At 32.8% G+C, this 26,924-nt stretch carries 24 protein-coding genes and 1 tRNA gene; 23 read left to right on the top strand and 2 right to left on the bottom strand.

Features of this window, described 5'->3' with window-relative positions; all coding sequences use genetic code 11:
• Window positions 1-235: 235 nt before the first annotated feature.
• The 5 genes from HGP29_RS14615 to HGP29_RS14635 are packed head-to-tail and all read left to right on the top strand — an operon-like array spanning window position 236 to window position 5,137.
• Window positions 236-1,594: a UDP-N-acetylmuramate--L-alanine ligase gene (locus tag HGP29_RS14615; protein ID WP_168883160.1), complete on the top strand. Its 1,359-nt coding sequence runs from the start codon at window positions 236-238 to the stop codon at window positions 1,592-1,594.
• 52 nt (window positions 1,595-1,646) lie between these two features.
• The gene (gene murB, locus HGP29_RS14620; RefSeq protein WP_211093297.1) at window positions 1,647-2,657 is read left to right on the top strand and encodes a UDP-N-acetylmuramate dehydrogenase; all 1,011 of its coding nucleotides are present in this window, start codon (window positions 1,647-1,649) and stop codon (window positions 2,655-2,657) included.
• A complete protein-coding gene (locus tag HGP29_RS14625; protein ID WP_168883161.1) occupies window positions 2,658-3,671 on the top strand; it encodes a potassium channel family protein in 1,014 nt (337 codons plus the stop codon).
• 47 nt (window positions 3,672-3,718) lie between these two features.
• On the top strand, window positions 3,719-4,342 hold the full coding sequence (locus HGP29_RS14630; RefSeq protein ID WP_168883162.1) for a hypothetical protein: 624 nt from the start codon (window positions 3,719-3,721) through the stop codon (window positions 4,340-4,342).
• A 9-nt stretch (window positions 4,343-4,351) separates the two neighbouring features.
• Window positions 4,352-5,137 (top strand): C40 family peptidase, encoded by a 786-nt coding sequence (locus HGP29_RS14635; protein WP_168883163.1) that lies wholly within the window; start codon window positions 4,352-4,354, stop codon window positions 5,135-5,137.
• Between the two features lie 2 nt (window positions 5,138-5,139).
• Here HGP29_RS14635 and HGP29_RS14640 read toward each other — a convergent pair whose 3' ends face one another.
• The gene (locus HGP29_RS14640) at window positions 5,140-6,771 is read right to left on the bottom strand and encodes a GMC oxidoreductase (RefSeq protein ID WP_168883164.1); all 1,632 of its coding nucleotides are present in this window, start codon (window positions 6,769-6,771) and stop codon (window positions 5,140-5,142) included.
• A 263-nt stretch (window positions 6,772-7,034) separates the two neighbouring features.
• Between HGP29_RS14640 and HGP29_RS14645 the strand changes: the two genes are divergently transcribed.
• From HGP29_RS14645 to HGP29_RS14690, 10 genes are all read left to right on the top strand, one after another.
• On the top strand, window positions 7,035-7,640 hold the full coding sequence (locus HGP29_RS14645; protein ID WP_168883165.1) for a porin family protein: 606 nt from the start codon (window positions 7,035-7,037) through the stop codon (window positions 7,638-7,640).
• A 110-nt stretch (window positions 7,641-7,750) separates the two neighbouring features.
• Window positions 7,751-9,361, top strand: coding sequence for an adenine deaminase (gene ade, locus HGP29_RS14650; protein WP_168883166.1), 1,611 nt, complete (start codon window positions 7,751-7,753; stop codon window positions 9,359-9,361).
• Between the two features lie 189 nt (window positions 9,362-9,550).
• Window positions 9,551-9,624, top strand: a tRNA-Ile gene (locus HGP29_RS14655).
• Window positions 9,625-9,805: 181 nt separating this feature from the next.
• Window positions 9,806-10,594, top strand: a complete 789-nt coding sequence (locus HGP29_RS14660) for a zinc ribbon domain-containing protein (protein ID WP_168883167.1) — start codon at window positions 9,806-9,808, stop codon at window positions 10,592-10,594.
• 80 nt (window positions 10,595-10,674) lie between these two features.
• The gene (locus HGP29_RS14665) at window positions 10,675-11,286 is read left to right on the top strand and encodes a fumarylacetoacetate hydrolase family protein (protein WP_168883168.1); all 612 of its coding nucleotides are present in this window, start codon (window positions 10,675-10,677) and stop codon (window positions 11,284-11,286) included.
• 9 nt (window positions 11,287-11,295) lie between these two features.
• The gene (locus tag HGP29_RS14670) at window positions 11,296-12,453 is read left to right on the top strand and encodes a serine hydrolase domain-containing protein (protein WP_168883169.1); all 1,158 of its coding nucleotides are present in this window, start codon (window positions 11,296-11,298) and stop codon (window positions 12,451-12,453) included.
• The gene (locus HGP29_RS29075; protein ID WP_168883170.1) at window positions 12,453-13,202 is read left to right on the top strand and encodes a TrmH family RNA methyltransferase; all 750 of its coding nucleotides are present in this window, start codon (window positions 12,453-12,455) and stop codon (window positions 13,200-13,202) included. Before HGP29_RS14670 ends, HGP29_RS29075 begins: the two co-directional genes overlap by 1 nt.
• 228 nt (window positions 13,203-13,430) lie before the next feature.
• Window positions 13,431-14,243, top strand: a complete 813-nt coding sequence (locus HGP29_RS14680) for a hypothetical protein (protein WP_168883171.1) — start codon at window positions 13,431-13,433, stop codon at window positions 14,241-14,243.
• A 58-nt stretch (window positions 14,244-14,301) separates the two neighbouring features.
• Window positions 14,302-15,111 carry an N-acetylmuramic acid 6-phosphate etherase gene (gene murQ, locus HGP29_RS14685; RefSeq protein ID WP_168883172.1) on the top strand — a complete coding sequence of 270 codons (810 nt, stop codon included), beginning with the start codon at window positions 14,302-14,304 and terminating at the stop codon, window positions 15,109-15,111.
• Window positions 15,112-15,133: 22 nt separating this feature from the next.
• Window positions 15,134-16,492: a DEAD/DEAH box helicase gene (locus HGP29_RS14690; protein WP_168883173.1), complete on the top strand. Its 1,359-nt coding sequence runs from the start codon at window positions 15,134-15,136 to the stop codon at window positions 16,490-16,492.
• 35 nt (window positions 16,493-16,527) lie between these two features.
• On the opposite strand, the gene HGP29_RS14695 is transcribed toward HGP29_RS14690, so the two are convergent.
• Entirely contained in the window at window positions 16,528-17,295 is a 768-nt protein-coding gene (locus HGP29_RS14695) for a geranylgeranylglyceryl/heptaprenylglyceryl phosphate synthase (RefSeq protein WP_168883174.1), read from the bottom strand.
• Window positions 17,296-17,456: 161 nt separating this feature from the next.
• Between HGP29_RS14695 and pyk the strand changes: the two genes are divergently transcribed.
• The 8 genes from pyk to HGP29_RS14735 all read left to right on the top strand — a co-directional run bounded on the left by pyk (window position 17,457) and on the right by HGP29_RS14735 (window position 26,907).
• Window positions 17,457-18,887 (top strand): pyruvate kinase, encoded by a 1,431-nt coding sequence (gene pyk, locus HGP29_RS14700; RefSeq protein ID WP_168883175.1) that lies wholly within the window; start codon window positions 17,457-17,459, stop codon window positions 18,885-18,887.
• 296 nt (window positions 18,888-19,183) lie between these two features.
• Window positions 19,184-20,263 carry an LptF/LptG family permease gene (locus tag HGP29_RS14705; protein WP_168883176.1) on the top strand — a complete coding sequence of 360 codons (1,080 nt, stop codon included), beginning with the start codon at window positions 19,184-19,186 and terminating at the stop codon, window positions 20,261-20,263.
• 107 nt (window positions 20,264-20,370) lie between these two features.
• Window positions 20,371-21,282 carry a DMT family transporter gene (locus tag HGP29_RS14710; protein ID WP_168883177.1) on the top strand — a complete coding sequence of 304 codons (912 nt, stop codon included), beginning with the start codon at window positions 20,371-20,373 and terminating at the stop codon, window positions 21,280-21,282.
• 48 nt (window positions 21,283-21,330) lie between these two features.
• Window positions 21,331-22,536, top strand: coding sequence for an alpha/beta hydrolase family protein (locus HGP29_RS14715; protein WP_168883178.1), 1,206 nt, complete (start codon window positions 21,331-21,333; stop codon window positions 22,534-22,536).
• An 84-nt stretch (window positions 22,537-22,620) separates the two neighbouring features.
• Window positions 22,621-23,499 carry a universal stress protein gene (locus HGP29_RS14720; protein WP_168883179.1) on the top strand — a complete coding sequence of 293 codons (879 nt, stop codon included), beginning with the start codon at window positions 22,621-22,623 and terminating at the stop codon, window positions 23,497-23,499.
• A gap of 69 nt (window positions 23,500-23,568) precedes the next feature.
• A complete protein-coding gene (locus HGP29_RS14725) occupies window positions 23,569-24,666 on the top strand; it encodes a Nif3-like dinuclear metal center hexameric protein (protein ID WP_168883180.1) in 1,098 nt (365 codons plus the stop codon).
• A gap of 139 nt (window positions 24,667-24,805) precedes the next feature.
• Complete coding sequence (sdaAB, locus tag HGP29_RS14730) at window positions 24,806-25,483, top strand: L-serine ammonia-lyase, iron-sulfur-dependent subunit beta (protein WP_168883181.1); 678 nt, start codon at window positions 24,806-24,808, stop codon at window positions 25,481-25,483.
• 74 nt (window positions 25,484-25,557) lie between these two features.
• Window positions 25,558-26,907 carry a TolC family protein gene (locus HGP29_RS14735; protein WP_168883182.1) on the top strand — a complete coding sequence of 450 codons (1,350 nt, stop codon included), beginning with the start codon at window positions 25,558-25,560 and terminating at the stop codon, window positions 26,905-26,907.
• Window positions 26,908-26,924: the final 17 nt, after the last annotated feature.

Consider the following 26,924-nt stretch of genomic DNA (forward strand, 5'->3'; position numbering starts at 1 on the left):
GATTTCCAATAAATATTGCTTATTAGGTTAGAAACGTTATCAAATTTATTAGAGAAAAAATGTTTATTCTTGAAATTGAAAGGAGTAATTTTTTCTTCTACAGGATTTTTTTGTCCTTAAGTTTTAGATTATTGTTTTCGTTTTCTGATAATAATTGAGTAATAATTCAGTTAAATACATCTATTCTTTTATTTTTGCCTTACTTAATGAATAGAAAAGATATCTAAATACATATATGAGAGTTCATTTTATTGCAATTGGAGGTAGTATCATGCATAATCTTGCTATCTCACTAAAGCAAAAGGGCTATAATGTTAGTGGTTCAGACGATGGGATTTATGAACCTGCACTATCCAATTTAAAGGAATTTGACCTTTTACCTGAGGAAATGGGTTGGAATCCTGATATCATTACAAAAGATATCAATGCTGTTATTTTGGGTATGCATGCTAAAAAGGATAACCCTGAATTAGTTAAAGCTAAACAACTAGGGCTGAATATCTATTCATTCCCTGAATATGTATACTCTCAGACTAAAAATAAACAAAGAATTGTTGTAGCTGGTAGCCACGGTAAGACTACTGTCTCTTCTATGATAATTCATGTTTTAAAATACTGGAATATCGACTGTGATTATTTAGTAGGTGCATCATTAAAAGGTGTAGACAGACCTGTGAAAATTACAGAAAAGGCTCCAGTAATCATCTTGGAAGGCGATGAGTACCTATCATCTCCTTTAGACCCTCAGCCTAAGTTTTTACATTATCACCAACATATTGGTATTATTACTGGTATCGCTTGGGATCATATAAATGTTTATCCTACTTATGAAGGTTATGAGCAGCAATTCGAGGAGTTTATTAAAAACTCTCCAAAAGGTGGTGCTTTAATCTATTCATCAGATGATAAACCATTAAAGAAACTTGTTAAAAGAACACCTGTTTCTGGAGATGTTGATGTTATCCCTTACGATAAGATCAAATCTAAAGTAAAAGATGGCAAAACAATCATTACTGCAGGTTCTGTAAATACAGAGACAATAGTTTTTGGTGATCACAACTTGCAAAACATGTCTGCTGCCATGGAAGTTTGTAAACGTCTAAATGTAAGCAGAGATGAATTTATTGAAGCTATTGCCACTTTTGAAGGTGCCGCTTTAAGAATGCAACTTTTAAAGGATTCAGGAACTACTAAAATCTTCAGAGATTTTGCACATGCTCCTTCGAAAGTAAAAGCCACTGTACATGCTTTAGCGAAGCAATACAAAGAAAAGGTTGTTGCATGCTTAGAGTTACACACATTTAGTAGTCTTACAGATTCATTCTTATCAGAATACAGTAAGACTCTAAAAGAAGCGGATATTCCATTGGTTTATTTCAATCCTAAAGTTGTTGAAAACAAAGGCTTGAAAACCATTACAAAAGAAGATGTATATAAAGCATTTGACCAGAAAAATGTAGAAGTTTTCACTAATGAAAAAGAATTAGAAGAGCGACTACTAAGTATAGATTGGTCAAAACGAAATCTGTTATTGATGTCATCAGGAAGATTTAATCAGCTTCCACTAGATGAACTAGTTGAAAAAATTGGATAACAACTTATAACCTCCCTCTCTAAAAAGTGGGAGGTTTTTAATATAAACTATCATGATTGAAACTAACAAGTCTTTATTACCATTCCATACTTTTGGAGCGAAAGTAAAGACAGCCCAATTTTCTATTATTAAATCATTAGACGACTTAAAAGAAATCCTTGATACTACCCCATCTAAATTTATGATTCTGGGTGGAGGAAGTAACCTGTTGTTTACAAAAGATTATGATGGTTTAATTATCAAAAATGAAATTAAAGGATTTGAAGTCGTTCATGAAAACAATTCTGCTGTTCAAATAAAGATTGGTGCAGGTGAGAATTGGCATGAAACTGTCTTGAGAACTGCAGACCTTGATTGGCAAGGGATTGAAAACTTGGCTTTAATACCTGGTACGGTTGGTGCTTCCCCTATCCAAAATATTGGTGCTTATGGTGCCGAAGTAAAAGATGTAATTGATGAAGTAGAATTTTATCATCATGAGAAAAAAGAAGTGATGGTATATTCCAATGAAGAATGTCTATTTGGTTATAGAAACAGTATATTCAAAAATGAGTTTAAAGGTAAAATTACTGTTCTTTCGATTACTATCACTCTGAATAAAAAAGAGCAATGGGCTTTCAATACATCATATGGAATCATTGAAAATACGATTGCAGAAAAAAATATACAGGAAATTACTCCAAAAACACTCGCTCAAGTAATTATTGATATTAGAAATTCAAAATTACCTGATCCAAAAGAAATAGGTAATTGCGGAAGCTTCTTTAAGAACCCTGTTTTACCTAATCAGGAGGCACAAAAGATTCTAGATCAATATCCTGAAGCCCCTCATTATAAAGTTGGGGATGACTACACAAAAATTCCTGCTGGTTGGTTAATAGAAAAAACGGGTTGGAAAGGAAAATCAAAAGGACATGTTGGTACCTATCCAAAACAAGCTTTAGTACTTGTAAATAATGGTGGAGCCACTGGCGAAGAAGCATGGGATCTTGCTTTAACTATTAAGCAGGATGTCTTTACTAAATTTGGAGTAACAATAGAACCTGAAGTAAATATTATCTAGATGAGGGCACTCCTGTCAAAAATACTACCTGCCTTTGGAGTTATTATCTTTATTTTAATTCTCGGAACTGTTGGTTTTATGTATGCAGCACATGAACCTGTAGATCCAATGGATGCATTTTTCATGACTGCAATTACAATTACAACAATTGGTTATGGAGAAGTTATTCCACTAGAAAATAATCCTTTTGGTCGAGTTTTCGCAATTTTTATTGCTTTTTCAGGAATTGGTACATTTACCTACATTGCCACATCACTTTCAGCTTTCTTTTTAGAAGGACATATCCAAGAAGAATTCATTAGAAGAAGAACACTTAGAATGATTAATAATTTATCAGAACACTACATTATTTGTGGTCTCGGAAGAGTCGGAATCAGAATTGCTGATGAATTGGATCGAGCCGGACATCAGTTTGTTTTTATAGAGAGTGATGAAGAAATTTATCATAAATATAGACGATCATACAAACATGCATATGGCATAGTTGGAGATTGTACTCTAGATGATACTTTAAATTCTGCTGGAATTAAAAATGCATCTGGTATTTTTATTTGTACTAATGATGACAATCTAAATCTTGTAACGACATTATCAGCAAGGCAATTGAATGAGGAATTAAGAATTGTCTCAGCCAATAAAAGTCCATCTTTCAAAAGTAAATTATTGTCTGTTGGAGCCAATGAAGTTGTTTCTCCACACTCTATTGGTGGTCGTCGTATGGCGATGGAAATGATACGTCCTAACATTACTACATTTCTAGATATTGTTAGAAGAGATAAAACGGATATGTTTAGATTGGAAGAAATTAAAATTCCATCAAATTATTCCGGTAAAACATTGGAGTCATTAAAAATACACGAAATGCCCTCTACTCTAGTTCTTGCCATAAGAGAAGGACATGAATGGTATTTCAAACCTGCTCTGGAACAGACTTTTTCTCCTATTTCTGTTCTTCTAGTCATGACAAATGAAGAAGAAAAAGCGTATATTGATGAGCGCTTATCAATAGTTTAATGAATTCAATTTTACATTTTTATAAAATACTACTACTAATTCTTCTTTTGAGTACTACAAAAAGTATTGCTCAAGAAGTAGAAAACTTGGACTCACTTGATATTTTAAATGATGAAGTAGAGAATTTCTTATTCCAAACTCAAAAAGGTCAGGTACAATTGGGTTTTGGCTATGGATTAGGTGTTGCCTATCAAAACCAAGACCTTGCCTTTACAAATAGTAGTGTTCTTATTGATGTTTTTGGTAGCTTCTATGCAGGCTATTATATTTGCAATACGTTTTGGGTTGGAGGTTTCTTATATGGAGGTCTTAGAACTGTATCTTTTGATTATAGTAACAAAAACGTAGAACTATTTTTAGGTGGCGGACCAAGAATAAGAAAGTATTTCTTTCATGGTCTGTTTACTGAATTATCTTATGCAAGAAGTAAAAACCAACTTACTTATACAGTAGAAGAAAACATTGCCAAATTCGATGGATATGGAGATATCTATGGTATTGGTATTGGTATTGGAAATTTCTGGACAAAGAAAATTTCTTTAGAGATTTCTCTGAACTATTTCTACATAAAGAGTCATTATGCTATTTATGAAGAACCTAATACTTCTAGCAACTTTAACATTACTGCGAATATTAGCTTTGCAACAAGATACAGTAAAGCTAAAAAATAATACGTTTTCATGAAGCCAACATTTGGACTTTGCATATATAGTACTCTCGCTGTTCGAGGAAAGGCAGCTCATACATCAGAGATGATTTCCCAATTGTTATACGGTGAAGCTTATCAGGTTTTATCAGTTAACAGATCAAAAGAATGGATGAAAATTAAGATGTTGAAAGATGGTTATGAAGGGTATATTACGACTGGACAACATAGTGATATAGCTCCAGAATATGCTGATAGATACATTAAAACTGAGCATCCTTTAGTGACAAGACCTATATACCCTATTTTTGACAATCAAAAGACCATACATCTTTCTGTAGGCTCAACATTACCCTTTCACTATGAGAAGTGTGATAATATGCAGTTGAAATATGCTCAATTACATAGTGTCTTACCTTCAAATAATGAAGATAATCCTATCGACACAGCCAATAAGTACTTAGGAGTTCCGTATTTATGGGGAGGTCGTTCTATCTTTGGAATCGATTGTTCTGGTTTAGCTCAAACGGTAATGGCAGCACATGGTATTCAATTACCTAGAGATGCTTATCAACAGGCTGAGATTGGAAAGAAAATAACTTTCTCAAGGTCTAAACCTGGAGATTTAGCCTTTTTCAATAATGATAAAGGAAGAATAACCCATGTTGGAATTATATCTGACAAGGGTAAAATTATTCATGCTTCACATTATGTGCGAGAAGATATTCTTACAAAGGATGGTATTTTCAGTAACCAAGAAGGAAAGCAGACACACCAATTAAGTCATATTCAACGACTCACTACAAAGTTTTTAAAATAGAATTAGTCTATCATTGATGATTCTTGTGAATTGATATTGGCTAGTTGTTCATCCAAGCTTATATTGCTATTCCCCTCTTTTTCTGGGATATTTGACATAGCATATTCGCTTAAAGCAGTAATGGTTAAGCTAGGGTTGACACCCAAGTTACATGGGATAATTGAACCGTCAAGGACATACATATTGGGGTAGTTATGTACCTCAAACTTGTTATTTACCACACCTTCATTTTCGTCTTTACCCATTGAACACCCTCCCAATATATGTGCAGTCATTGGTGTATTCATAATAATTTCAGATAGAGCATTTAATGGTACACCATTTACCTTTTTAGCATATCTCTTCAATACTTTTTGACCAATATCTATATATGCGGGTACTGCATAACTGTTTTTTGGATCAAATCGTAGTTTTCCTCCAAAGCTAGTTTTCTTCCATTGTAAGGTTAAACTCTCTTCTAAAGATTGCATCACTAATAAGATAATAGATGTATCTCCCCATTTATGGAGCTTAAAAGTACTTTTTAGAAAATTAAATGGTTGAGTAATTATATTTCCAAGAAGTTTCACTCCTCTAATACCCGTTTGGGCAGGACCTGTCGCCAAAGACGCCATCCTACCCATGGCACCAGATTCAGTATTATATTTTACAACTTCAATATGAGTATTTTCATCCGGATTGAAGTATGAGCTAATTGCTACAGAGTTGTTAAGCTTTCTATCTGCATTAGTAACACCACAAAGCATTTCAGAATTAGTTCTAATAAATTTCCCCAGTTGCTTAGATAATTTATTCAGATTACCTGATTCATATTTTTCTTTTAGAAGTAATTTCATGGTTCCTATTACTCCTGCACTTACAATAAGGCCTTTTGCTTTAATTGTTCTTTTATTTTTAAATAATAACGAAGTACTACTTTCTACAATGATTGAGTAAGTATCATCATTGTATTCAATGTTTGTAACTTTTGTTTCTGGCAAAATCTCAGCTCCAAACTTTTCAGCAAAAAACAAATAGTTTTTCTCTAATGTATTCTTGGCATTATAACGACATCCAAGCATACATCCAGCACATTTTTGGCATTCTCCCCTTTGAGGCCCTAAACCTTTGAAATATGGATCTGATTCATTAGCTCCATTACTATTGTAATTAACTCCAACATTAACTCCACCAAATGACTCTTCTTTTCCCATTTCTTTTGCAACATCCCTTAAGATATAGTCTTCTTCATGTAAGTCTGTAAAAGGGATAGTACCGAGCATAAACTTTGCTTTGTTGTAGAAAGGTAAAAGCGTTTTTTTCCAATCTTCATCAAGATGTGACCATGCTGCATTTTCAAAAAAATGATCTTGTGGATACATATGAGTATTGCCATAAACATTACTCCCTCCACCAACACCAACACCCCCAAGTATAAATACTTCTTTAAAGAAAGTTAGACTTTGGGGACCAAAACATTTTAATATTGGTGCCCACAAAAATTTCCGAATGTTCCAATCTGATTTTGGTAGTTTTTTTTCATCAATCCTCTTTCCTTTTTCAATAACGAGAACCTTGTATCCTTTTTCTGCTAAACGCATTGCTGAGACACTTCCTCCAAAACCAGAACCAATAATGACATAATCGTAAATCATAGTGCTAATTGTGTTGTTTTTTGTGTGCGGATGTTAGTTTTTCTAAAATGAATGAATTTTTACTCACTTCAAAATAAAAGGCGTCCTTTTTCTATTTCTTTGTTTTATATCTTATTGAGAATAAAAATGTTTTCTGTAAATCAGGGTTATTTCTTTCTTTTCTTCAATCTTATGTGATGGAAAATAGTTTTATATTCTCTAACTTTATATAGATTTTTTGTTGTCAAATGACAATAAGCACTGCAAATTCACTTTTTTGTTTCATGAAAAAATTATTTCTTTCTTTCATTTTTTTTCTTGGTATAGTAGGATTCACTTCAGCCCAAGGAATTATGATTGCAGGTAAAGTAGGTACGAACATTAGTAAAATCCGTTCGAATAGAACTGAGGATTTCTCATATAAACCCAACTTAACTTTTGGCGGTGTAATAGAAGCAGCCACAAGTGATTTATTTTCCCTTCAAACAGAGTGCTTATACACCATGATGAGTACAAAAAGTAGCGGGACCACTGTTGATTTAAATTATGTAGATATTCCTATTCTAGCGAAGTTCAGTTTTGGTAAGACAACAAGGTTTTTCTTTAATGTTGGTCCAATGGTGAGCATCTTAGCAAAAGCTAAAGAAAATGGCCCTACCAAAGTAATGGATGGTTCATATACAGAAAGTGGATCTACTTATGATAGAAATGTTCATCGATACATGAATGATAGTAATGTATCACTTGTTTTTGGATGTGGAGCCATGGTAGATAATATCATGGTAGATTTTAGATATATTACTGGTATTTCAGACATTTCAAGAGTAGAAGGAAATGATATGTCTGTTAGTCGTTTTGATATAACATTATCTTATGCATTGGTTTTCTAAGAAAAACCGTAAATTGTATATATAACTATACTGGCCAAAACAATTTTCTATTTATGAAGAGGTGTTTTGGCTTTTTTGATATTGATTTTATTAACTCATACATAGCTTAAATGGAGAAGATTATCTTTGGGAATATTGTAGATGTTCATAGAAGAATCATCTACCCTGGAAAATTAACAATAGCTGGAAAGCACATCAAAGATATTAGATATGATGAGGAGGCTAAAGGTTCCGATAAATACATAATGCCGGGTTTTGTAGATGCCCATATACATATAGAAAGTAGTATGCTCTCTCCTACTGAATTTGCAAAAATTGCTGTGAGACATGGGACTGTAGCTACAGTATCAGACCCACATGAAATTGCTAATGTACTGGGTGTTGAGGGCGTTAATTATATGATAGAGGAAGGGAAAAAAACGCCTTTCAAATTTAATTACGGGGCTCCGTCATGTGTTCCTGCTACCGATTTTGAAACTTCAGGAGCAAGAATCACTTCTAAAGATATTAAGAATCTTATGATTAAAAATGAGATCAAATATCTTGCAGAAATGATGAATTGGCCTGGTGTTTTGAATAATGATGAAGAGGTCTATAAAAAAATACAAGCAGCTAAAGAAAGTAATAAACCAATAGATGGTCATGCACCTGGTCTTAAAGGAAAAGATGCTGAAAAATATGCTTCGGCAGGTATATCAACGGATCATGAATGTATTGAGCTTGATGAAGCATTGGACAAGATAAATGCAGGTATGAAAATTCTTATTAGAGAAGGTAGTGCAGCTAAAAACTATGAAGCATTATCTCCTTTACTAAAATCTCATACAGAGCAATTAATGTTTTGTACAGATGACTCCCATCCTCATGAATTAATAAATGGACATATAGATCGATTTATTAGAAGATCATTTGATATTGGGGCTGATTTATTTGAAGTTATCAAAATTGCATCCATCTATCCTATCAACCATTATAACTTAGACGTAGGGCAATTAAGAAAAGGTGATTTTGCTGACTTTGTTGTAATAGAAAGCATGACCCAATTTAAGCCTGTTGCTACTTATATTAATGGTGAAAAAGTAGCTGAAAATGGACGAGAATTATTCACTACCCCAACTCCTACATTAATCAATAATTTCAATTGTTCTCATAAAATGGTTGAAGAGATACAGGTCAGTGTAAAGGATAAAAAAGTCAGAACAATTGTAGCTCATGATGGACAATTGATCACTTCTTCTGAAATAATAGATAGTTCTCAGCTAAGACAACAAGATGCTTTAAAAATGGTTGTCATTAATCGATATAATGATGCACCACCATCAATTGGATATATCAAAGGATTCGGTTTAAAAGAAGGTGCAATAGCTTCTACCGTAGCCCATGATTGTCATAATATCATTGCAGTAGGTGTAAATGATGAGGAAATAATCAAGGCTGTAAATGAGGTAATCCGAACGAAAGGTGGCATTGCAGTATCAAATATCGATGAAGTCACTAGTTTTCCATTACCAATTGCAGGACTTATGTCTGATTTATCTGGAGAAGTAGCTGCAGAAAAATATAATGAATTGTTAGAAATTGCTAAATCTTTAGGTTCTACTCTTCATGATCCATATATGACACTGTCATTTATGGCTCTTTTAGTGATTCCTGCATTAAAATTAAGTGATAAAGGGCTATTTGATGGCCAAAAATTTGAGTTTGTCTCTTTGACAGATTAAGTAAAAAAGAGTAAATGAATGTTTATTAAATGGAAATTGTAATATCAGAAGAATTTTCTTAAAAAGATTTTCAAAAATAAGCTATTGTAATACAATCAATTAAAAAAGAGTTACAAAAAACTTTATTTTTTCTTTTGCATTGTAAAATAATAATCCTCTATATTTGCATCGCTTTCAATAAGAAAAGCAGCTCCCATAGCTCAGTTGGTTAGAGCATCTGACTCATAATCAGAGGGTCACTGGTTCGAGCCCAGTTGGGAGCACTGAAAGGCTAGTAACTACTACTAGCCTTTTTTTGTATTCAAATATTAAATTGAATCGTTATTAATTCTAATTAATGCAGATTATTACGATTTTATTTAGTAAAATTGCATTTCGTGCATTTTTAGTTAATTTGAGTGCACAAAAGAAATTTAATGTCAACAATTAGTTTTACCAATCCCTATGGAGAATACTGTCGCCCAAAGAATCGAGGCGCTTTCGAAAGTACAACAAATCGATAGCGAACTAGATGCAATCCGCAAATTACGCGGCGACTTGCCAGAAGAAGTTCAAGACCTAGAGGATGAGATCGTAGGTTTCGAAACACGCATAGAAAACTTAAAAAGAGATCTTGCGGAGGTTGAGGCAAATATTGATCAATACAGAGGTAAAATTCAAGACTTCAAAAAGCGTATCGTCTATTTAGAAGAACAACAAATGAACGTTAGAAATAACCGTGAATTTGATGCCATTACTAAAGAGATGGAAATGCTTGATCTTGATATTCAAGTAGCTCAAAAGAAGATTCGTGATAACGAAGCTGAAGAAAAAATTAAGCGTGAGCGTGTATTGAGCACTAAAGATAAACTTGAGGAGCGTAAAAAAGATCTTTCAACTAAAAAGAGTGAGCTTGATGAAATCATGGCTGAATCTGAAGTTGATGAGCAAAAGCTTCTTAAGCAAAGAGAAAAAGCGACTAAACATCTTGATGAGAGATTATTAAGATCTTATAATAAGATTAGAGAAAATTCATCAAATGGTCTTGCTGTAGTATCTGTAAAAAGAGGTGCTTGTGGAGGTTGTTTCAATACTGTTCCACCACAAAGACAAGCAGATATTCGTGAGAAAAAGAAACTAATCGTTTGTGAGCACTGTGGTAGAGTTCTAACTGATGTGGAAATCATCGAAGAGCCGGAACCAGCTCCAAAACGTAGATCTACAAGAGGTAGAAAAGCAGCTACTAAAAAATAAATAGTACTGAATATCTCATAAAAATTGCCCGATAGAGTTTATTTATCGGGCTTTTTTTTACCACATTAATTATTCTTGACATGAAAATTATTTGTATTGGCAGAAATTATGTTGATCATATTGAAGAACTAAATAACGAACGACCAGATCAACCCGTAATATTTTCAAAGCCAGACACCGCTGTTTTACGTAACAATGCCCCTTTTTATTATCCAGAATTTTCAAATGACATTCACCACGAAGTAGAATTAGTTGTAAAAATCTGTAAAGAAGGTAAATACATTCAAGAAAAGTTTGCTTCAAGATATTATGATGAAGTCGCTTTAGGTATTGATTTTACTGCAAGAGATGTACAAACTAAATTAAAAGAGAAAGGATTACCTTGGGACCTTGCAAAAGGCTTTAACGGAAGTGCTCCAATTTCTGAGTTCACCCCTATTTCTGAATTTGAAGATATTCAGAACATCAATTTTAGTGTAAAACTTAATGGTGAGGAAAAACAGAATGGTAACTCATCTATGATGCTTTGGAATGTCAATGAAATTATAGCTTTTGTTTCTAAATATATTACCCTAAGAAAGGGTGATCTTATTTTTACAGGAACTCCTAAAGGCGTTAGTCCTGTAGCCATTGGAGATAAAATTGAAGGTTTTATCGAAGGAAAAAAGCTTTTAGATTTTGAAGTGAAATAGTAATAAATAGTGATTAAAAATATTCTCATATTTCTTTTCAGTTGTCTCATTATAACTTCATGCAAACAACATGAAGAGCAAAAGAGCAATAAAGAAGAGGTTCTTACTCAAAGTACTTTTACCCTAGATACACTAACACAATCAGAAAAAGATTTTTACTATCATATTTTTGATTCAACCTTTAATAAGTTACATAAAAAAAGAAGGTTCAATGGTGTAGTTTTAGGAGGAAAGAATAAACAGATTGTTTATAAAAAAGCATTCGGATATAGAAATATTAGAAGAAGGATTAAATTACAAGATGATGATCCTTTTCAATTGGCTTCTGTATCTAAGCAGTTTACTGCTGCTGCAATAATGTTATTAGCACAAGACTCTTTGTTATCCTATAGTGATAGTGTAAATAAATTCTTCCCTGATTTACCTTATCCAGGTATTACCATTAAAATGTTGTTAGATCATAGATCAGGTCTGCCAAACTATATCTATTTAATGGACAAAAAGATTAAGGATAAGCAATCTCCCATTTATAATAAATTGTGTATCGAATATCTTACTGAATTTGCTCCAGGCAAATATGGTTCACCTGATAAGAGATTTAGATACTCAAACTCTAACTATATGTTATTGGCAGGTATAGTAGAGAAAGTATCAGGACAATCTTTTGAGACTTTTCTTGATGATCGAATTTTCACTCCATTACATATGGATAGTACTTTCACTTTTACCGATAAGAAAGTTCACCAAGAGAATGTCCCTATTGGACATACTGGTCGAGGTAGACAGTACGAAGATTTCTTTTTAAATGGAGTTTTAGGTGATAAAAGCGTTTATTCTAATGTAGAAGATATGTTTAAATGGCATGTCGCTTTGTTACAAGACTCTTTATTAAAACAAGAGACTTTAGAAGAAGCCTATACATTTCAAAGCCCTCTAAGAAAAGGAAACTACAATTATGGTTATGGCTGGAGGTTATTTAAAACTTCAGACAAAGACATCGTTGTGTATCACGGAGGATGGTGGAGAGGTTTTTCTACTATGTTCGTTCATTTTCCTAAAACAGAAGCATTCTTAATTATACTAAGTAATCGAGTCAATCATTCTTTTGTAAATTTAGATGCAGTATATGATGCTTTAGAAATTCCAGAATTCAAAAGAAGAAAATAGTGAATAAACGTTGGAGTAAAGAAGTAAGAGCATTACTTCAAAAGAAAAAAAGAAAAGAAACACAACAATTTATTGTTGAGGGGTATAAAAACCTTGAAGAATTATTTAGATCTGATTTAGAAATAGAAGCTTTATTTCATACAGAAAAACTTCTACCATTATTAGATCAATATAAATTTAATTCAAAGGTTATTGATGACACTACAACACCTACTCTTCTAAAGCAAAATGGTCATTTGCAAACTAATGATACAGGGTTAGCTATTGTAAAAATGCCTTCTTTCTCAATTCCTTCAGTTGATGACCTTGATTCGTTTAGTATTGCTTTAGACGATGTAAGAGATCCAGGGAATTTAGGAACCATTTTACGTATTGCAGATTGGTATGGAATTAAAAATATTTTCTTATCGAAACAATGTACTGATGCCTTTGCTCCTAAAGTGATTGCGTCAAGTATGGGTGCTTTTACAAGGATTAAATTCCATACTGTCGATCTAGTAGAACAATTATCTGAATATAAAGAAAAAGGAATTCAAATAATTGGTGCGGATATGAATGGAGAGAATATTCATGATTTCAAGCCAAAAGGAAAAAGTATAATGGTAATGGGTAGTGAATCTCATGGCATTAGTGATGAAATCCATAAAATCCTTTCCACTAAGATCACGATTCCTAAATATGGAGGAGCAGAATCGTTAAATGTGGCAATTGCTACTGCAATTATTTGTGATAATATCAAAAGAGTGTAACTTTATATAAGAGAATAAACTTCTTCACTAAGAGAAGTTTATTTTTTTACAGCTTTCTCTAATAAATTAAGGTAATACTAACGAAGGCTTATTTTTTATAAATATCAACTAAAACAAACTAAATGCTTCTTTAGTTCATAAACATTTATTCATAATCAAAATGAATCTTTTGTGTTGAAATCTTTGTTTATGTTTATGAGAATCAAGAAACATTGCTATCCAAACATTATGAAATTAAAGAACTTTATCACAATTACTAATTTTCTTCCGACGGCGAAAGGTGGTACAATCTTATTCGCTCCTACAGGGAATAATTCTTTGGCAAAATGGATTAAAATGGACAAAGAATTTAATTGGGTTGAAAGAGTTTTAAATTCCTCAAATACTGATGTTTGTTTATATACAGATGGTGAAATTTCATTAGAGTATGCAGCTCATCTTGTCATGACAGATGATGAAATCATGAGTCAGTTTATATGGAAAGATACAGTGGCATATACTCAAAAAGAATTAATAGATCTTGCTCACTTAAATGAAAAGATATCATGGCATGATATTGCTTTCGCAGATCGATTAATTCTAAATGATGAATTTCCTAGTAATTATTACTTCGCAAAGAAAGTAAACCCTAACGCACTTTCTTTGTCAAAAAATATCAATAAGCTTATTAAGAAAGCGAATAACAGTAAAGTTTATGTTGAAAAGATCAATGAACAATTAAGTTGTTTTGTTTTACCACTTAAAGCAGAAACAAGTATTGATTATTCTCTTGAGCTTATGAATAATATATTGATCGGTGGAGAAAAGAAAATCTACCGATTAGAAGCAAAAGTAGATTTTAATAACAATCAGGTGAATATTAAAAAGGTAGGTGAAAAGTTAATTCATAGTATTTCACTTGAAAATAAATCTGATTGTTCAAATTATATTTTCGGTGTTGTTGATTTAAGTACAGAAGGAACAAAAAGTTTTCTCAATACTATATGGGAAGATATCTCTCCAGCTGAAGAACAAATTGAATACATAATGTCACAGATTTAGACGCATTTCTTTTTTCTACGTCTTTATTTTGTAAATTCGTAGAAAAATGAATTAATATATGATCACAGAATCATCATCTAATTATAATAATCTTGAGAACATGGATGTAAATGAACTTTTACATTCCATGAACAAAGAAGATAAATCCGTTCCTCAAGCAATTGAGAGATCAATTCCACAAATTGAAGAATTAGTAAAGCAGATCGTTCCCAGAATGAAAAATGGTGGACGATTGTTTTATATCGGGGCAGGTACAAGTGGAAGACTTGGAATAGTTGATGCTTCTGAGTGCCCTCCTACCTTTGGTGTTCCATTTGATCTTGTCATTGGAATTATTGCTGGTGGAGATGGAGCGATTAGAAAGGCAGTGGAACATGCTGAAGATGATCCAAAACAGGCTTGGATAGACCTACAAGAGTATAATATTGGTGAAAACGATACACTAATAGGTATTGCTGCTTCCGGAAGAACTCCTTATGTAATTGGAGGTCTTGAAGAAGCAAATAAAAACAACATTCTTACAGGATGTATTGTTTGCAATCCCAATAGTAAAATGGCTGAAGTAGCGAATTATCCTGTAGAAGTTATTGTCGGACCTGAATTTGTAACAGGTAGTACAAGAATGAAGGCGGGTACCGCACAAAAGCTTTCATTAAACATGATTTCTACTTCCGTTATGATTCAGTTAGGTAAAGTGAAAGGCAATAAGATGGTTGATATGCAATTAACCAATCATAAGCTTGAAAAAAGAGCACTTAAAATGGTCATCGATGAAACCGGTGCAAATGAAGACCTTGCTCAAGATCTCTTAGAAAAACACTCTTCAGTAAGAAAAGCTATTGAAGCTTTTAATAAATTAAACAATTAACATAACACATAACTCAAATAAGGTGACTTTTGACGATTTTGATTTAAACGATGATCTTTTGGATGGTATTTACTCTATGAATTTTAGAGAACCTACTCCTATCCAAGAACAAGCGATTCCTGCTATTTTAGACAGGAATGATCTTATTGCATGTGCTCAGACTGGTACAGGTAAAACTGCAGCTTTTTTACTTCCAATTATGCACCAGATTCATATGTCTGATTATGATGGTACTGATACACATACAATCATAATTGTACCTACAAGAGAATTAGCTTTACAGATTGATCATCAAATTCAAGGGTTATCTTATTTCACTCCTGTAACTTCAATTCCTGTTTATGGAGGAGATTCTAGTAGCTTTTCTAACCAAAGAAACGCATTAAAAAGAGGTGTTGATATTATTGTTGCTACTCCAGGTAAATTATTATCACATTTGAATATTGGAGCAAATGTAGATAAAGTAAAAAACCTGATACTAGATGAGGCAGATAGAATGTTAGATATGGGATTCCATGATGACATCTTACAAATTGCTTCTCACCTACCAAAAAAGAGACAAAACATATTCTTTTCTGCTACAATGCCTCCTAAAATCAGGACTTTAGCAAAAGAATTACTTCATAATCCATTAGAGATAAATATCGCTATCTCCAAAACTTCAAAAAATGTAACACAAAAAGCATTCTTATTGTATGACAATCAAAAAGGTCCTATGGTTGACTTTCTTGTTGGACAGGATGAATATGAAAGTGTTATTATTTTCACAAGTACAAAATCCAAAGTTACTGAAGTAACAAACCTATTGAAAAAGAGAGGATTAAGTGCTGAAGGAATAAGTTCGGATCTGGATCAAAAAGAACGAGAAGAAGTTTTATTAAGGTTCAAAGCACAGCAAACAAAGATCTTAGTAGGTACAGATATCATTTCTAGAGGTATTGATATTGAAACAGTAGAATTGGTTATTAATTTCGATGTACCTAAAGATCCAGAAGATTATGTTCATAGAATAGGTAGAACAGCTAGAGCATCTAGAGAAGGTTTAGCTGTAACATTTATCAATGAAAGCCCCAAAGAACAAACATCGTTTGCTAAAATTGAACAATTAATAGGAATTGATGTTCAGAAAGGTGAAAACCCTCCTTTTCTTGGTCAAGGGCCATTATATTCTCCTGTAATACGAAAAAAGCAACATAGGAAGCCTTTCTCAAAAAACAGAAATTTCAATAAGAATAAAGGTGGTTATAACAAACAGTATAACAAAAAGAAAGGAAGTGGTGGATATCAAGGAAATAATGATCAGCGAAGATCAAATGATGGTTCTACAAATTCCTCACAGCAAAGAAAAAGGTATTACAAACCAAAAAACAATAATCAATAAGGATTAAAACTCTTATTCCAAAAATCTTCACATAATTATAAATGTGAAGATTTTTTTGTTGCATTATATTGCTCTTTGTATTGATACAACTCTTCTAAAAAGTTTGGGTTGTTTTCAAATGCAGTTCCTATGACAACTATATCAGCTCCTGCTCTAAATTTATCATCAACAGTTGATATATCCCTTATACCACCTCCAACAAATAATAGCCCATCTACATTTTCTTTAACACCTTTTATCATTGTATTGGGAACAGAATTTTTTGCCCCACTACCCGCTTCTAAATAAAAAGCTCTCATTCCTAAAAGCTCTCCAGCTATTGATGTACTGATAGCAATATCATTTTTATTGGATGGAATAGGTACAGTATTACTTATATATTGTACAGAAGTAGTGACACCACTTTCAATTAAAATATAGCCAAGGGGTATTGCTTCCAAATTACTTTCCCTCACCTGATATGCTGCTTGTACTTGTTGTCCAATTAAAAAATCGGGGTTTCTCCCAGAAAGTAAAGACATAAATAATATCGCATCTGCATGGGAAGTTACCTGCATAGAATTACCAGGAAAAAGGATCACTGGTTTTCCTAATGTTTGTAAATCAAGAACCGTACTTTCAAGTGCATTCGATGACAGTAGACTGCCTCCGACTAAAAAAAAATCAGGTAGGTGATTTTTATTGCCATTTTTTAGAAAAAAAAGTACTTCTTTTGACCACTTATCGGGATCGATGAGGATGGCGATCGTCTTTTTTGACCTCAATTTTCTATCTAAAAGCCATTTTTCGATGGATAATTGCATTTGTTAATATAAGATGATTAAATATAATTTGCACCCTTATTTGGAATCTAATAAATTCGCATGTGTTTCAAACAAGAGAGTCAAAATTACTGAACAGTTTTTATAAAACTGTAATTTAACTCGATCATTTCAATTTTATATATATTCGTTAATTAAAAACTATGAGTATCGCAATCAACAAAACTAAGATCGTCGCTACGATTGGACCAGCTACAAGAGATAAACAAAAGATCCTTGAGTTAATCCACGCAGGAGCTGATGTATTCCGTTTAAACTTCTCTCATGATGTTCATGAAGAGCACCAAAAAGTTATTAACTGGGTAGCAGAATACAACTCTAAGTTCGGTCACAATACGGCGATTTTACAAGATTTGCAAGGTCCTAAAATCCGTATCGGCGAGATGGAAGGCGGTGCTGTAGAAATTGTTGAAGGTGAGCAAATCATCATCACTAACACTCCTGTAGTTGGTACAAAAGAAAAAGTATCTACTACTTACACTAATATCGTAAAAGATGTTAAAGCAGGTGACAATATCATGATTGATGATGGTAACTTGTGTGTAAGAGTTGTTGAAGTAAAAGGAAATGAAATCATCGCTGAAGTTGTTCACGGTGGTAAATTAAAGTCTCGTAAAGGTATGAACTTACCTGATACAAACATTTCTGAAGCTTCTTTAACTGCAAAAGATAGAAGAGATTTAGAGTTCGGTTTAGAAGCAGGTGTGAACTGGGTAGCACTTTCTTTCGTAAGAACTCCAGAAGATATTACATCAGTAAAAGAAATCATCAAATCTAAAGGTTCAGATGCTAAAGTGATCGCTAAAATTGAGCGCCCTGAAGCAATCGAAAACTTTGATGCTATCTTAGAAGTAACTGATGCTATCATGGTTGCTCGTGGTGACCTTGGTGTTGAAATCTTATTCGAAGATGTTCCAAACATCCAAAAAGAAATCATCGCTAAGTGTAACAAAGCTGGTAAGCCAGTTATCGTTGCAACACAAATGATGGAATCAATGATCACTAACCCTCGTCCTACTCGTGCGGAGGTAAATGACGTTGCTAACGCTGTTTATGACGGTGCTGACGCAGTAATGTTATCAGCTGAATCAGCTGCTGGTGATTACCCAGTAGAAACTGTTCAAGCAATGGTTAGAATCTTATCTGCTGTTGAGCGTCAAGCTTCTCAAATCTACAACAAGACTTATGATTTCGATAAGTCATTAGATAGCTATGCAGGTAACTTAATTGCTCAATCTGCTGCTGCAATCTCAAAAGACTTAGGAGCAAAAGCTATTATTGGTTTAACTTCAACTGGATTTACTGCTTCTCGTATCTCAAGACACCGTCCTGATACAAGAATCTTTATCTTCACTTCTGACCAAAAATTAGCTGCTACATTAAACCTAGTTTGGGGTGTTAAAGCATTCCATTTTGTACCAAAAGAATCTTCTACTGAAACTTTCAAAGAAGTTGAAGCAATCTTAGTACAAAAAGGTTTCCTTGCTAAAGGTGACAGATATGTAAATATCGCTGCTTTACCTCTTACTAAGAAAGGTAAAACAAATAGCTTGAAAATTGATATCGTTGAGTAATTCAACTATTTCATATAAAAAACAAAGCCTTTCAAGATTTTCTTTCTTGAAAGGCTTTGTTTTTTATACAAATTTGCCCCAAATTGAAAAGATGTATTTTAGGCTGTACGCTGATAAATACTGAACAGTAAAAAACACAAATTATGTTTTCCTTTTTTGATGTGAAACAACGTTAAAAGAAGTTGATTTGTCCAATCAATTTGAGTTTAACGTTGGAAAATTACCAAAGGAATTCGTTTTTTGTATTTGATAAGCCTTCGGGCAAATTGTCATATAAAAATTCATACGACAGACATATGAAACTTCTGGATAAGTATATTCTCAAAAAGTTTTTTAAGACATTTATTTTTGTAGTCCTTTTATTAAACATCATTGTTTGTATTGTAGATTATACAGAGAAACAAGATGACTTTTTAAAGCATGGATTAGATTTCGGTTACGTATTCTCAGAATATTACGTTAACCTATTTATACACTGGGTGAATACACTTAGTCCATTATCTATATTTATCGCTGTTGTATTCTTGACAGCTCGCTTAGCTTCTCATACAGAAATTGTAGCAATTCTTAGTAATGGGGTTTCATATCAACGTTTCCTTGCTCCTTACTTTGTAGGTGCAACAATTGTTGGTTTAGTGATCTTCGGTTTATTAGGTTGGGTTGTTCCAAACTCATCAAAAACTAGAGTGGCTTTTGAAATTAAATACCTAAAAAGCCCCTACTATTTCAATGAAAGAGATATTCATTACAGAGTAAGTGACTCTACATACTTATATGTTGAATCTTATAATAACAGAATCAAAAGAGGTTATAGACCTACTTTAGAAACTTTTGATGGAAATAAATTATTAGAAAAGATCTCAGCAAACAGAATCCAATGGGATTCTACAAATCAAGAATGGACTTTTGATAAATACGAGAAATACATCTTTAATGCTGATGGTTCTCAAAAATACTCTAAAGGAAATTCCTTGAAAATGAAATTGAATCTGGAGCCAAAGTACTTTGAAAGTAAATATGCACTTCATGAGACTTTGACTAACCCAGAGCTTTCTGAATATATTGAAAAAGAAAAATCTAGAGGAGTTGGTAATCTTGGTGTTTATGAAAATGCATTATATGAAAGGTATGCCTATCCTTTCGCGATTATAATACTTACTCTGATGGGAGTTTGTGTGTCTTCAGTTAAATCTAGACACGGTTCAGGTTTCCTTATCGCTGTTGGTTTTATTCTCGCCTTTGTATACTTATTAATGGTGTTAATGAGTAGAGCAATTGCAGAAGCAGATACATTAAGTCCATTCTTAGCAGCTTGGCTACCAAATATAATATTCTTCTTTGTGACCATATACCTCTACTTGAGAGTGCAGAAATAATTATCACAATAGATATTAAAAAGAAGAGTCTGACTTAATGAAAGTTAGACTCTTTTTTTTACATTTGCACATCCAATTTTAAACGTAAATATTTATACTTCCGCCGAATGATCAACGAACAAATTAAACTTCATATAATAGTTTTTATATGGGGCTTCACGGCTATTCTCGGTGTTCTCATCGAGATGGATTCTTTCCAACTAGTATTTTACAGAACATTGATATCTGCTTTATCAATGGGTGTATTTATGAAATTAAGAGGTTGGGAAATGAAAGTATCTTCCAAAGATGCCATTAAACTTATACTTACGGGTAGTTTAGTAGCATTGCATTGGATTTTATTTTTTACGTCTGCAAAAATATCGAAGGTCAGTGTTTGTCTAGCAGGAATTGCGACCACCGCCCTTTTCACATCAATAATAGAACCCCTATTTAATAAAACGAGTATTAAACCTTACGAAGTAATTCTCGGTTTATTCGTTATTATTGGTTTATATATCATTTTCCAATTTGAATTTGATCATGCCTTAGGTCTGATCTTATCACTTGGAGCTGCATTTGTAGGTTCACTATTTAGTGTACTTAATGGAAAGTTTGTTAAGAGCATTTCCTCTCCTAAAATCACTCTCTATGAAATGATAGGAGGAGCATTAACTGCTTTAATTACATTACCTTTTCTTTCGGAAGGAGAAACTTGGTTGGAGGTTCCTTCAATGATGGATACCTTTTACTTGTTAGTATTGTCAATCGTTTGTACTACAATTGCTTATGCTGTATGTGTAGAGATACAAAAGAGTTTAAGTGCTTTTCAGGTCAATCTAACTGTAAACTTAGAACCTATCTATGGTATTCTTTTAGCACTGATTCTATTTGGAGAAAAAGAGACGATGTCACCTGGTTTTTATGTTGGAGCAGGAATTATTCTACTTTCGGTATTGTCCTATCCGGTTCTAAAGAAAAACTATAATAGACGCTCTTCGAATCGTAAAGCATTACACAAGGAAGCGATTAAAGGATAAATAATTTGTGAAAGAGCACATTGCGTTATAACTTAAAAATAAAAACGTATGTGCTCTTTCTCTTTTAAGAATAAACTTTTTCTTGTTGTCCTTATATCCATAGTTTTCTCATGTAATAATGATGATAACTCACCTGAAAACGAAACACTACCTGAGGCTGGTCAACTAGTATCCTATGAAATAAAATCAGAATTTTCACAAAATGAATTACTTACTCTTGCTGATTTTGGAGGATTGTCATTGGCTAAGCCTTATATTCAAAATGGAATCACAACCTATTCAGTAAAATATCTTACAGAAGATAAAAATAATGATTTGATAGAGGCTTCTGGAGTGGTTAGTGTCCCAAGTACGAACTCTCAGAATGACTTGATATTACTTAACCGAGGGACAATCATTGAACATACAGCTGCTCCTAGTGTAAGTCCAATACCCACTTATGAATTTGGTGCTGCTTTAGATTTTATCGTAATGACACCTGATCTCATAGGTTTTGGAAGCTCATCTACAATTCCTCAATATTATTATATTAATGATAAAACAGCGAATTCATCTTATGATTTAGTAAAAGCTACGAGTACATTACTAGAGGAAATTAATAAAGACACTTCTAATGATGTATTTATTTCTGGATACTCACAAGGCGGGTATTCTAGTTTGACACAATTAGAGAATATCGCAGGATTGCCCGATAATTTTGAGGTGAAGGCATGTTTAGCCGCAGCTGGTGGGTATGATCTGATCTATGTGATGCAAGAGATACTAAAAGAAGAAACCCACACATCTCCTGCATTCCTGGCATTAGTGATCTATTCCTATTATTCTTACTACAACGAAACTTCTGGATTAGAAAGTTATTTTCATGAAGATATTGCGGAACAGATTCCCACTATATTAAATGGTAATTTATCTACTTCTGAGGTAAATGACATATTGCCAGATTCTCTCCATCTTTTGTTTAATAGCAATTTTATCAGTGAGATGAAAAATGGTAATTCTGATAATAGTATGTATCAACATCTGAATAATAATTCAATTGGAACTATAAATACTAATATCCCAATATTTTTGTACCATTCCCCTAACGATGAGATTCTACCCTACTCTTCATCACAAAATTTATTTAATGAATTAGAATCTCAAAATTTAAATGTCACATTTGAAAGTATCGAAGGAGATAGCCATGCAGATGCTTCAATCCCAGCTTTAATTCATGCATTTCTTGAAATAAAATCACTTCAATCAGATTTGTAAATTTTACACTTTTATTGACAATGATCAGTGAATTTTAATTTCAGAAGATGTATATTGATATAAATAATTAAAAGACCTAAGAAAATGAAAATTCATAATATCCTTGTCCCAACAGACTTCTCACCAGAAGCTACAAATGCATTAGAGGTAGCTGTTCAAATTGCAAAATTAAATAACGCCTCGATTTCATTATTACATGTAATTGATATCCCAACAATAAACCATTATGATAGCCTATCGGTATTTGGTGCTGGAGATATTGGCATGGATGATCCTGAAATTTACAGCCACTACACCACTAAATTACAAGAAGTAGTCAATAATAAAATCAATAAAATTATTGAAGAAAACCCTAATATTAAAATTGAAAAACATATAGAGTTTGATTCACTTCAAAGACACTTAGCTGATTTTGTTGTTAAAGATAAAACGGACCTTATTATTATTGGTTCTCAAGGAATTAGTGGGCTAGATGAATATCTAATAGGTTCCAATACAGAAAAAATCATACGCTTATCTAAAGTACCTGTGTTAACAATCAAGAAACAAGCAAGTCACTTTTCTCCCAAGAAGATAGTTTATGCAGCTGACTTTCATAAGGTAAGTGATGGTGCTATCGCTACACTGAAACTTTTCCAATCATTATATGATGCTACAATTCATTTTGTTAAAGTAATAACACCTGGTAACTTCGAAGCAACCCCATTCTCAATTCAACAGTTAGAAGAATTTGCGGAGGATAATAAGTTTGAGAATTATGAAGTTCATACATTTAATGACTTTTCTGAAGAAGAAGGAATTAGAGGTTTTGCTCAATTTATCGATGCTGATATGATTTCTATGTCAACACATGGCAGAACAGGTATTCAACATATTTTATTGGGAAGTATTGCAGAAGAAGTTGCAAATCATGCTATTCGTCCGGTATTAACTTTCAACAAAAAAATGGAAGACCACGATTAATAAAATATCAATTATTTATATAAATATAAGCTCGTTTCATTAGATTCGAGCTTTATTTATTTTACGAATATGAAAGTTAAAAATATAGTCAATTTACTAGAGCAGTTAGCTCCATCTCAATACCAAGAAAGTTATGATAACGCCGGACTAATAACAGGCAGTGGTCATGATGAAGTAACTGGAATTTTAGTTTCTTTAGATTGCACTGAAGAAATTGTTGATGAAGCTATAGAAAAGAACTGTAATCTAATTGTTGCTCACCACCCTATCGTTTTTAAAGGATTAAAAAGATTTAATGGCAAAAATTATGTTGAAAGAACAATTATTAAAGCCATTAAAAATGATATAAGCATATATGCTATCCACACTAACCTAGACAATATGAGTCATGGTGTGAATTATAAGATCTCCTCACTATTAGGATTAAAAAACTTAAATATCTTATCTCCTACAAAGAATAATATTCAGAAATTATCAGTATTTGTTCCTTCAGGAAATGTTGATAAAGTAGCAAATGCTTTGGCTGATGCTGGAGCGGGAATTATAGGTGATTATACTTCATGTAGTTTTAGAACAGAGGGAACAGGAACCTTTAAAGGTAATGATAGTTCGAATCCTACATTAGGTAATAAAAATACATTAGAAAAGATCAAAGAGGTAAAAATTGAAGTTCAATTTAATGCACACCTAAAAGGGAAAGTGTTAAGTGCAATGCATCAAAGTCATCCTTACGAAGAAGTAGCTTACCATATTACCCCTTTAGAGATAACAAATACCTCTATTGGCTCCGGCATGTATGGAACACTACCTCAACCAATACCTGTAAATGATTTTTTATCAAAGGTAAAAGAGACTTTTAAGTGTGGTACAATTAGACATACAAAGGTACTTAAAGATACAATTTCAAAGGTTGCAGTTTGCGGGGGTGCAGGCAGTTTCCTTTTAAGAAATGCAATTGGTGTCAATGCAGATATTTTTATCACAGGTGATTTTAAATACCATGAATTCTTTGATGCTGAAGATCGAATTATGATTGCTGATATTGGACACTTCGAAAGCGAACAGTTCACTTCTGACATTCTTATTGATTATCTAAAAGATCAAATAGAGAATCATAAGATTTATAAGACAGAGGTTAATACAAATCCTATTCAGTATTTCGCTTAAATTTCAATACTGATTTACTGTATAAAATAGTCACTTTATTCATTAGAGTGACTATTTTTTTGTATTCAAATAATTCTATTTATAGAATTAAATACCTTATTTTGCGGTTACACATACTATAAACATATACACAAAATAAATGGCCGAAAAATCAAGTATTTTTGACATGATTGGACCCATCATGATTGGTCCATCGAGTTCTCATACCGCAGGAGTTGTTCGTATCGGAAGAGTTGGACATAAAATGTTAGGAGGAACTCCAGAGAAAGCAGAAATCGTTTTTTATAATTCTTTTGCAAGAACCTACGAAGGTCACGGATCCGATAAGGCAATTATTGCTGGATTAATGGGAATGAGTACCGATGACCCTAATATCAAACAAGCCTTTGATATTGCTGAATCCAATAACTTTGACTATGAATTCAGACCTGTGGGGAATGCTTCGGCACACCATCCTAACACAATAAAACTTATCCTAACCAAGGGAGAAACTAAAACAGAAATTGTAGGTGTAAGTAAAGGCGGAGGAATTATTTCTATCAGACAAGTAGATGGATATTCTTCAAATTTTAGTGCTAACTCTCCCACTCTTATGGTTACAGCAGAAGATCGCAAAGGAGCTATTTCATTTATCTCAAATCTATTGGCACAAGAAGATGTCAATATCGCAGAAATGACAGTTTCTAGAAAAGGTAAACACCAAACGGCATGTCAATTTATAGAAATGGATTCAGCACCAAGAGATATAACTATGGAATATCTAAAAAGTATTAAATGGGTATTGAATGTAACTTTTTTACCAAATGTGGACGACTAAGTTAAGAAAGGAGATAATTCTTTCTTAACTTATAGCAATAAATATTTTTTTGATTAAGTGCTCATGCATTTATTATGAAATTCAGACACAAACTCTTCATATTTTTACTTTCATCGTCATCGTCATTATCAGCACAAACTCCTGATAGTTTATGGAATTATAAACAGTGTGTAGAATATGCCATTGAAAATAACTTATACGTTAAATTACAGGATTATGATGTAGACGAAAGAACTGAGGAATACAAGCAAGCAAGATCCCAAAGATACCCTAATGTATCTGGTTTTTATCAACATAGCTTCAATAGAGGTTTAAACCCCGATCCTACCACCAACGTCTTTACCCAACAAAGTATTAATACGGGTAGTTTTGGTGCTACTGTAGGTGTACCAATTTTTAATGGTAGAAAGATTTCAAACACTATTAAGCAGACAAAAGCTAATATTGAAAGCTCTGAATATGGTGTTGAGAAAATTGAAAATGATATCATCATTCAAGTAACGGAAAATTACTTAGATGTGATTTTTAAATGGGAAAATGTTTCGATTTCGAAAAAGAGGGTAAGAACTTTAGAGGAACAAGTTGACCGAACAAAAAGGCTTGTTGAAGCAGGGTCTGCTCCTTTATCAGAATTATTGGATCTTATGTCTCAGTTTGCTGATACAGAAAGGCAATTAACTGAAGCAGAGAACTCCTACAATATTGCTTTATTAACTTTAAAGCAGTCAATGCAATTAGATTTTAATACGCTTTTCTCTATTGAAATTCCGGAACTTAGTGAACCTGATACAACAATGAAGTTTGTACCATCAAATGTTGTATTTCAAGAATCTATGGAGATTATGCCTCAGATTAAAAGAGCTGAGAAAAATATCGAAGTTGCTGAATTCCAAAAGAAAATTGCTAAAGCAGACTATTATCCTAGTCTGAACTTCAATGGGAACCTTAACACAAGTTATTCATCAAACTATACGAACCCTATTGATCCAAATGATAATTCATTAGGAACACAGTTCGAGAATTTCTTTAGTCAAGTGGCAACATTGCAATTAAATATTCCGATTTATAGTCGTAGAAATGTAAAAACAGCAGTCAATAAATCTAAAATTACGATAAAGAAAAATGAAGTTCAATTACAACAAGAACTTAATGATCTAAGAAAGAATATTGAACAAGCATATATTAATGCTTTATCTGCACAAAAAACATATATATCAAATAAAAAGTCAGTTGAATCGTTAGAAGAACAGTTCCGTTCTGTAAATAAAAGGTTTACTTCCGGAGCTGCTTCAACAACAGATTATGTCGTTGCTGAAAATAATTTAAACATAGCTAAAGCAGAATTAAATCGTTCAAAATATCAATTTATTTTCTCTAAGAAAATTCTGGATTTTTATTCAGGAAAAGAAATTGTAATTGAATAGTAGTGTATATAATTTAT

The organism is Flammeovirga agarivorans, from assembly GCF_012641475.1.
GTDB classification, from domain to species: Bacteria; Bacteroidota; Bacteroidia; order Cytophagales; family Flammeovirgaceae; genus Flammeovirga; species Flammeovirga agarivorans.

What these genes read in the sequence shown, in the direction of transcription:
- HGP29_RS14695 (WP_168883174.1), bottom strand. Translation starts at nt 17,295, where the DNA reads ATGCAATTATCCATCGAAAAATGGCTTTTAGATAGAAAATTGAGGTCA.
- HGP29_RS14720 (WP_168883179.1), top strand. Translation starts at nt 22,621, where the DNA reads ATGAAAATTCATAATATCCTTGTCCCAACAGACTTCTCACCAGAAGCT.
- HGP29_RS14705 (WP_168883176.1), top strand. Translation starts at nt 19,184, where the DNA reads ATGAAACTTCTGGATAAGTATATTCTCAAAAAGTTTTTTAAGACATTT.
- ade (WP_168883166.1), top strand. Translation starts at nt 7,751, where the DNA reads ATGGAGAAGATTATCTTTGGGAATATTGTAGATGTTCATAGAAGAATC.
- HGP29_RS14645 (WP_168883165.1), top strand. Translation starts at nt 7,035, where the DNA reads ATGAAAAAATTATTTCTTTCTTTCATTTTTTTTCTTGGTATAGTAGGA.
- HGP29_RS14725 (WP_168883180.1), top strand. Translation starts at nt 23,569, where the DNA reads ATGAAAGTTAAAAATATAGTCAATTTACTAGAGCAGTTAGCTCCATCT.
- HGP29_RS14660 (WP_168883167.1), top strand. Translation starts at nt 9,806, where the DNA reads ATGGAGAATACTGTCGCCCAAAGAATCGAGGCGCTTTCGAAAGTACAA.
- sdaAB (WP_168883181.1), top strand. Translation starts at nt 24,806, where the DNA reads ATGGCCGAAAAATCAAGTATTTTTGACATGATTGGACCCATCATGATT.
- HGP29_RS14615 (WP_168883160.1), top strand. Translation starts at nt 236, where the DNA reads ATGAGAGTTCATTTTATTGCAATTGGAGGTAGTATCATGCATAATCTT.
- HGP29_RS14735 (WP_168883182.1), top strand. Translation starts at nt 25,558, where the DNA reads ATGAAATTCAGACACAAACTCTTCATATTTTTACTTTCATCGTCATCG.
- murQ (WP_168883172.1), top strand. Translation starts at nt 14,302, where the DNA reads ATGATCACAGAATCATCATCTAATTATAATAATCTTGAGAACATGGAT.
- HGP29_RS14635 (WP_168883163.1), top strand. Translation starts at nt 4,352, where the DNA reads ATGAAGCCAACATTTGGACTTTGCATATATAGTACTCTCGCTGTTCGA.
- HGP29_RS14640 (WP_168883164.1), bottom strand. Translation starts at nt 6,771, where the DNA reads ATGATTTACGATTATGTCATTATTGGTTCTGGTTTTGGAGGAAGTGTC.
- HGP29_RS14665 (WP_168883168.1), top strand. Translation starts at nt 10,675, where the DNA reads ATGAAAATTATTTGTATTGGCAGAAATTATGTTGATCATATTGAAGAA.
- HGP29_RS14625 (WP_168883161.1), top strand. Translation starts at nt 2,658, where the DNA reads ATGAGGGCACTCCTGTCAAAAATACTACCTGCCTTTGGAGTTATTATC.
- HGP29_RS14680 (WP_168883171.1), top strand. Translation starts at nt 13,431, where the DNA reads ATGAAATTAAAGAACTTTATCACAATTACTAATTTTCTTCCGACGGCG.
- HGP29_RS14715 (WP_168883178.1), top strand. Translation starts at nt 21,331, where the DNA reads ATGTGCTCTTTCTCTTTTAAGAATAAACTTTTTCTTGTTGTCCTTATA.
- HGP29_RS14710 (WP_168883177.1), top strand. Translation starts at nt 20,371, where the DNA reads ATGATCAACGAACAAATTAAACTTCATATAATAGTTTTTATATGGGGC.
- murB (WP_211093297.1), top strand. Translation starts at nt 1,647, where the DNA reads ATGATTGAAACTAACAAGTCTTTATTACCATTCCATACTTTTGGAGCG.
- pyk (WP_168883175.1), top strand. Translation starts at nt 17,457, where the DNA reads ATGAGTATCGCAATCAACAAAACTAAGATCGTCGCTACGATTGGACCA.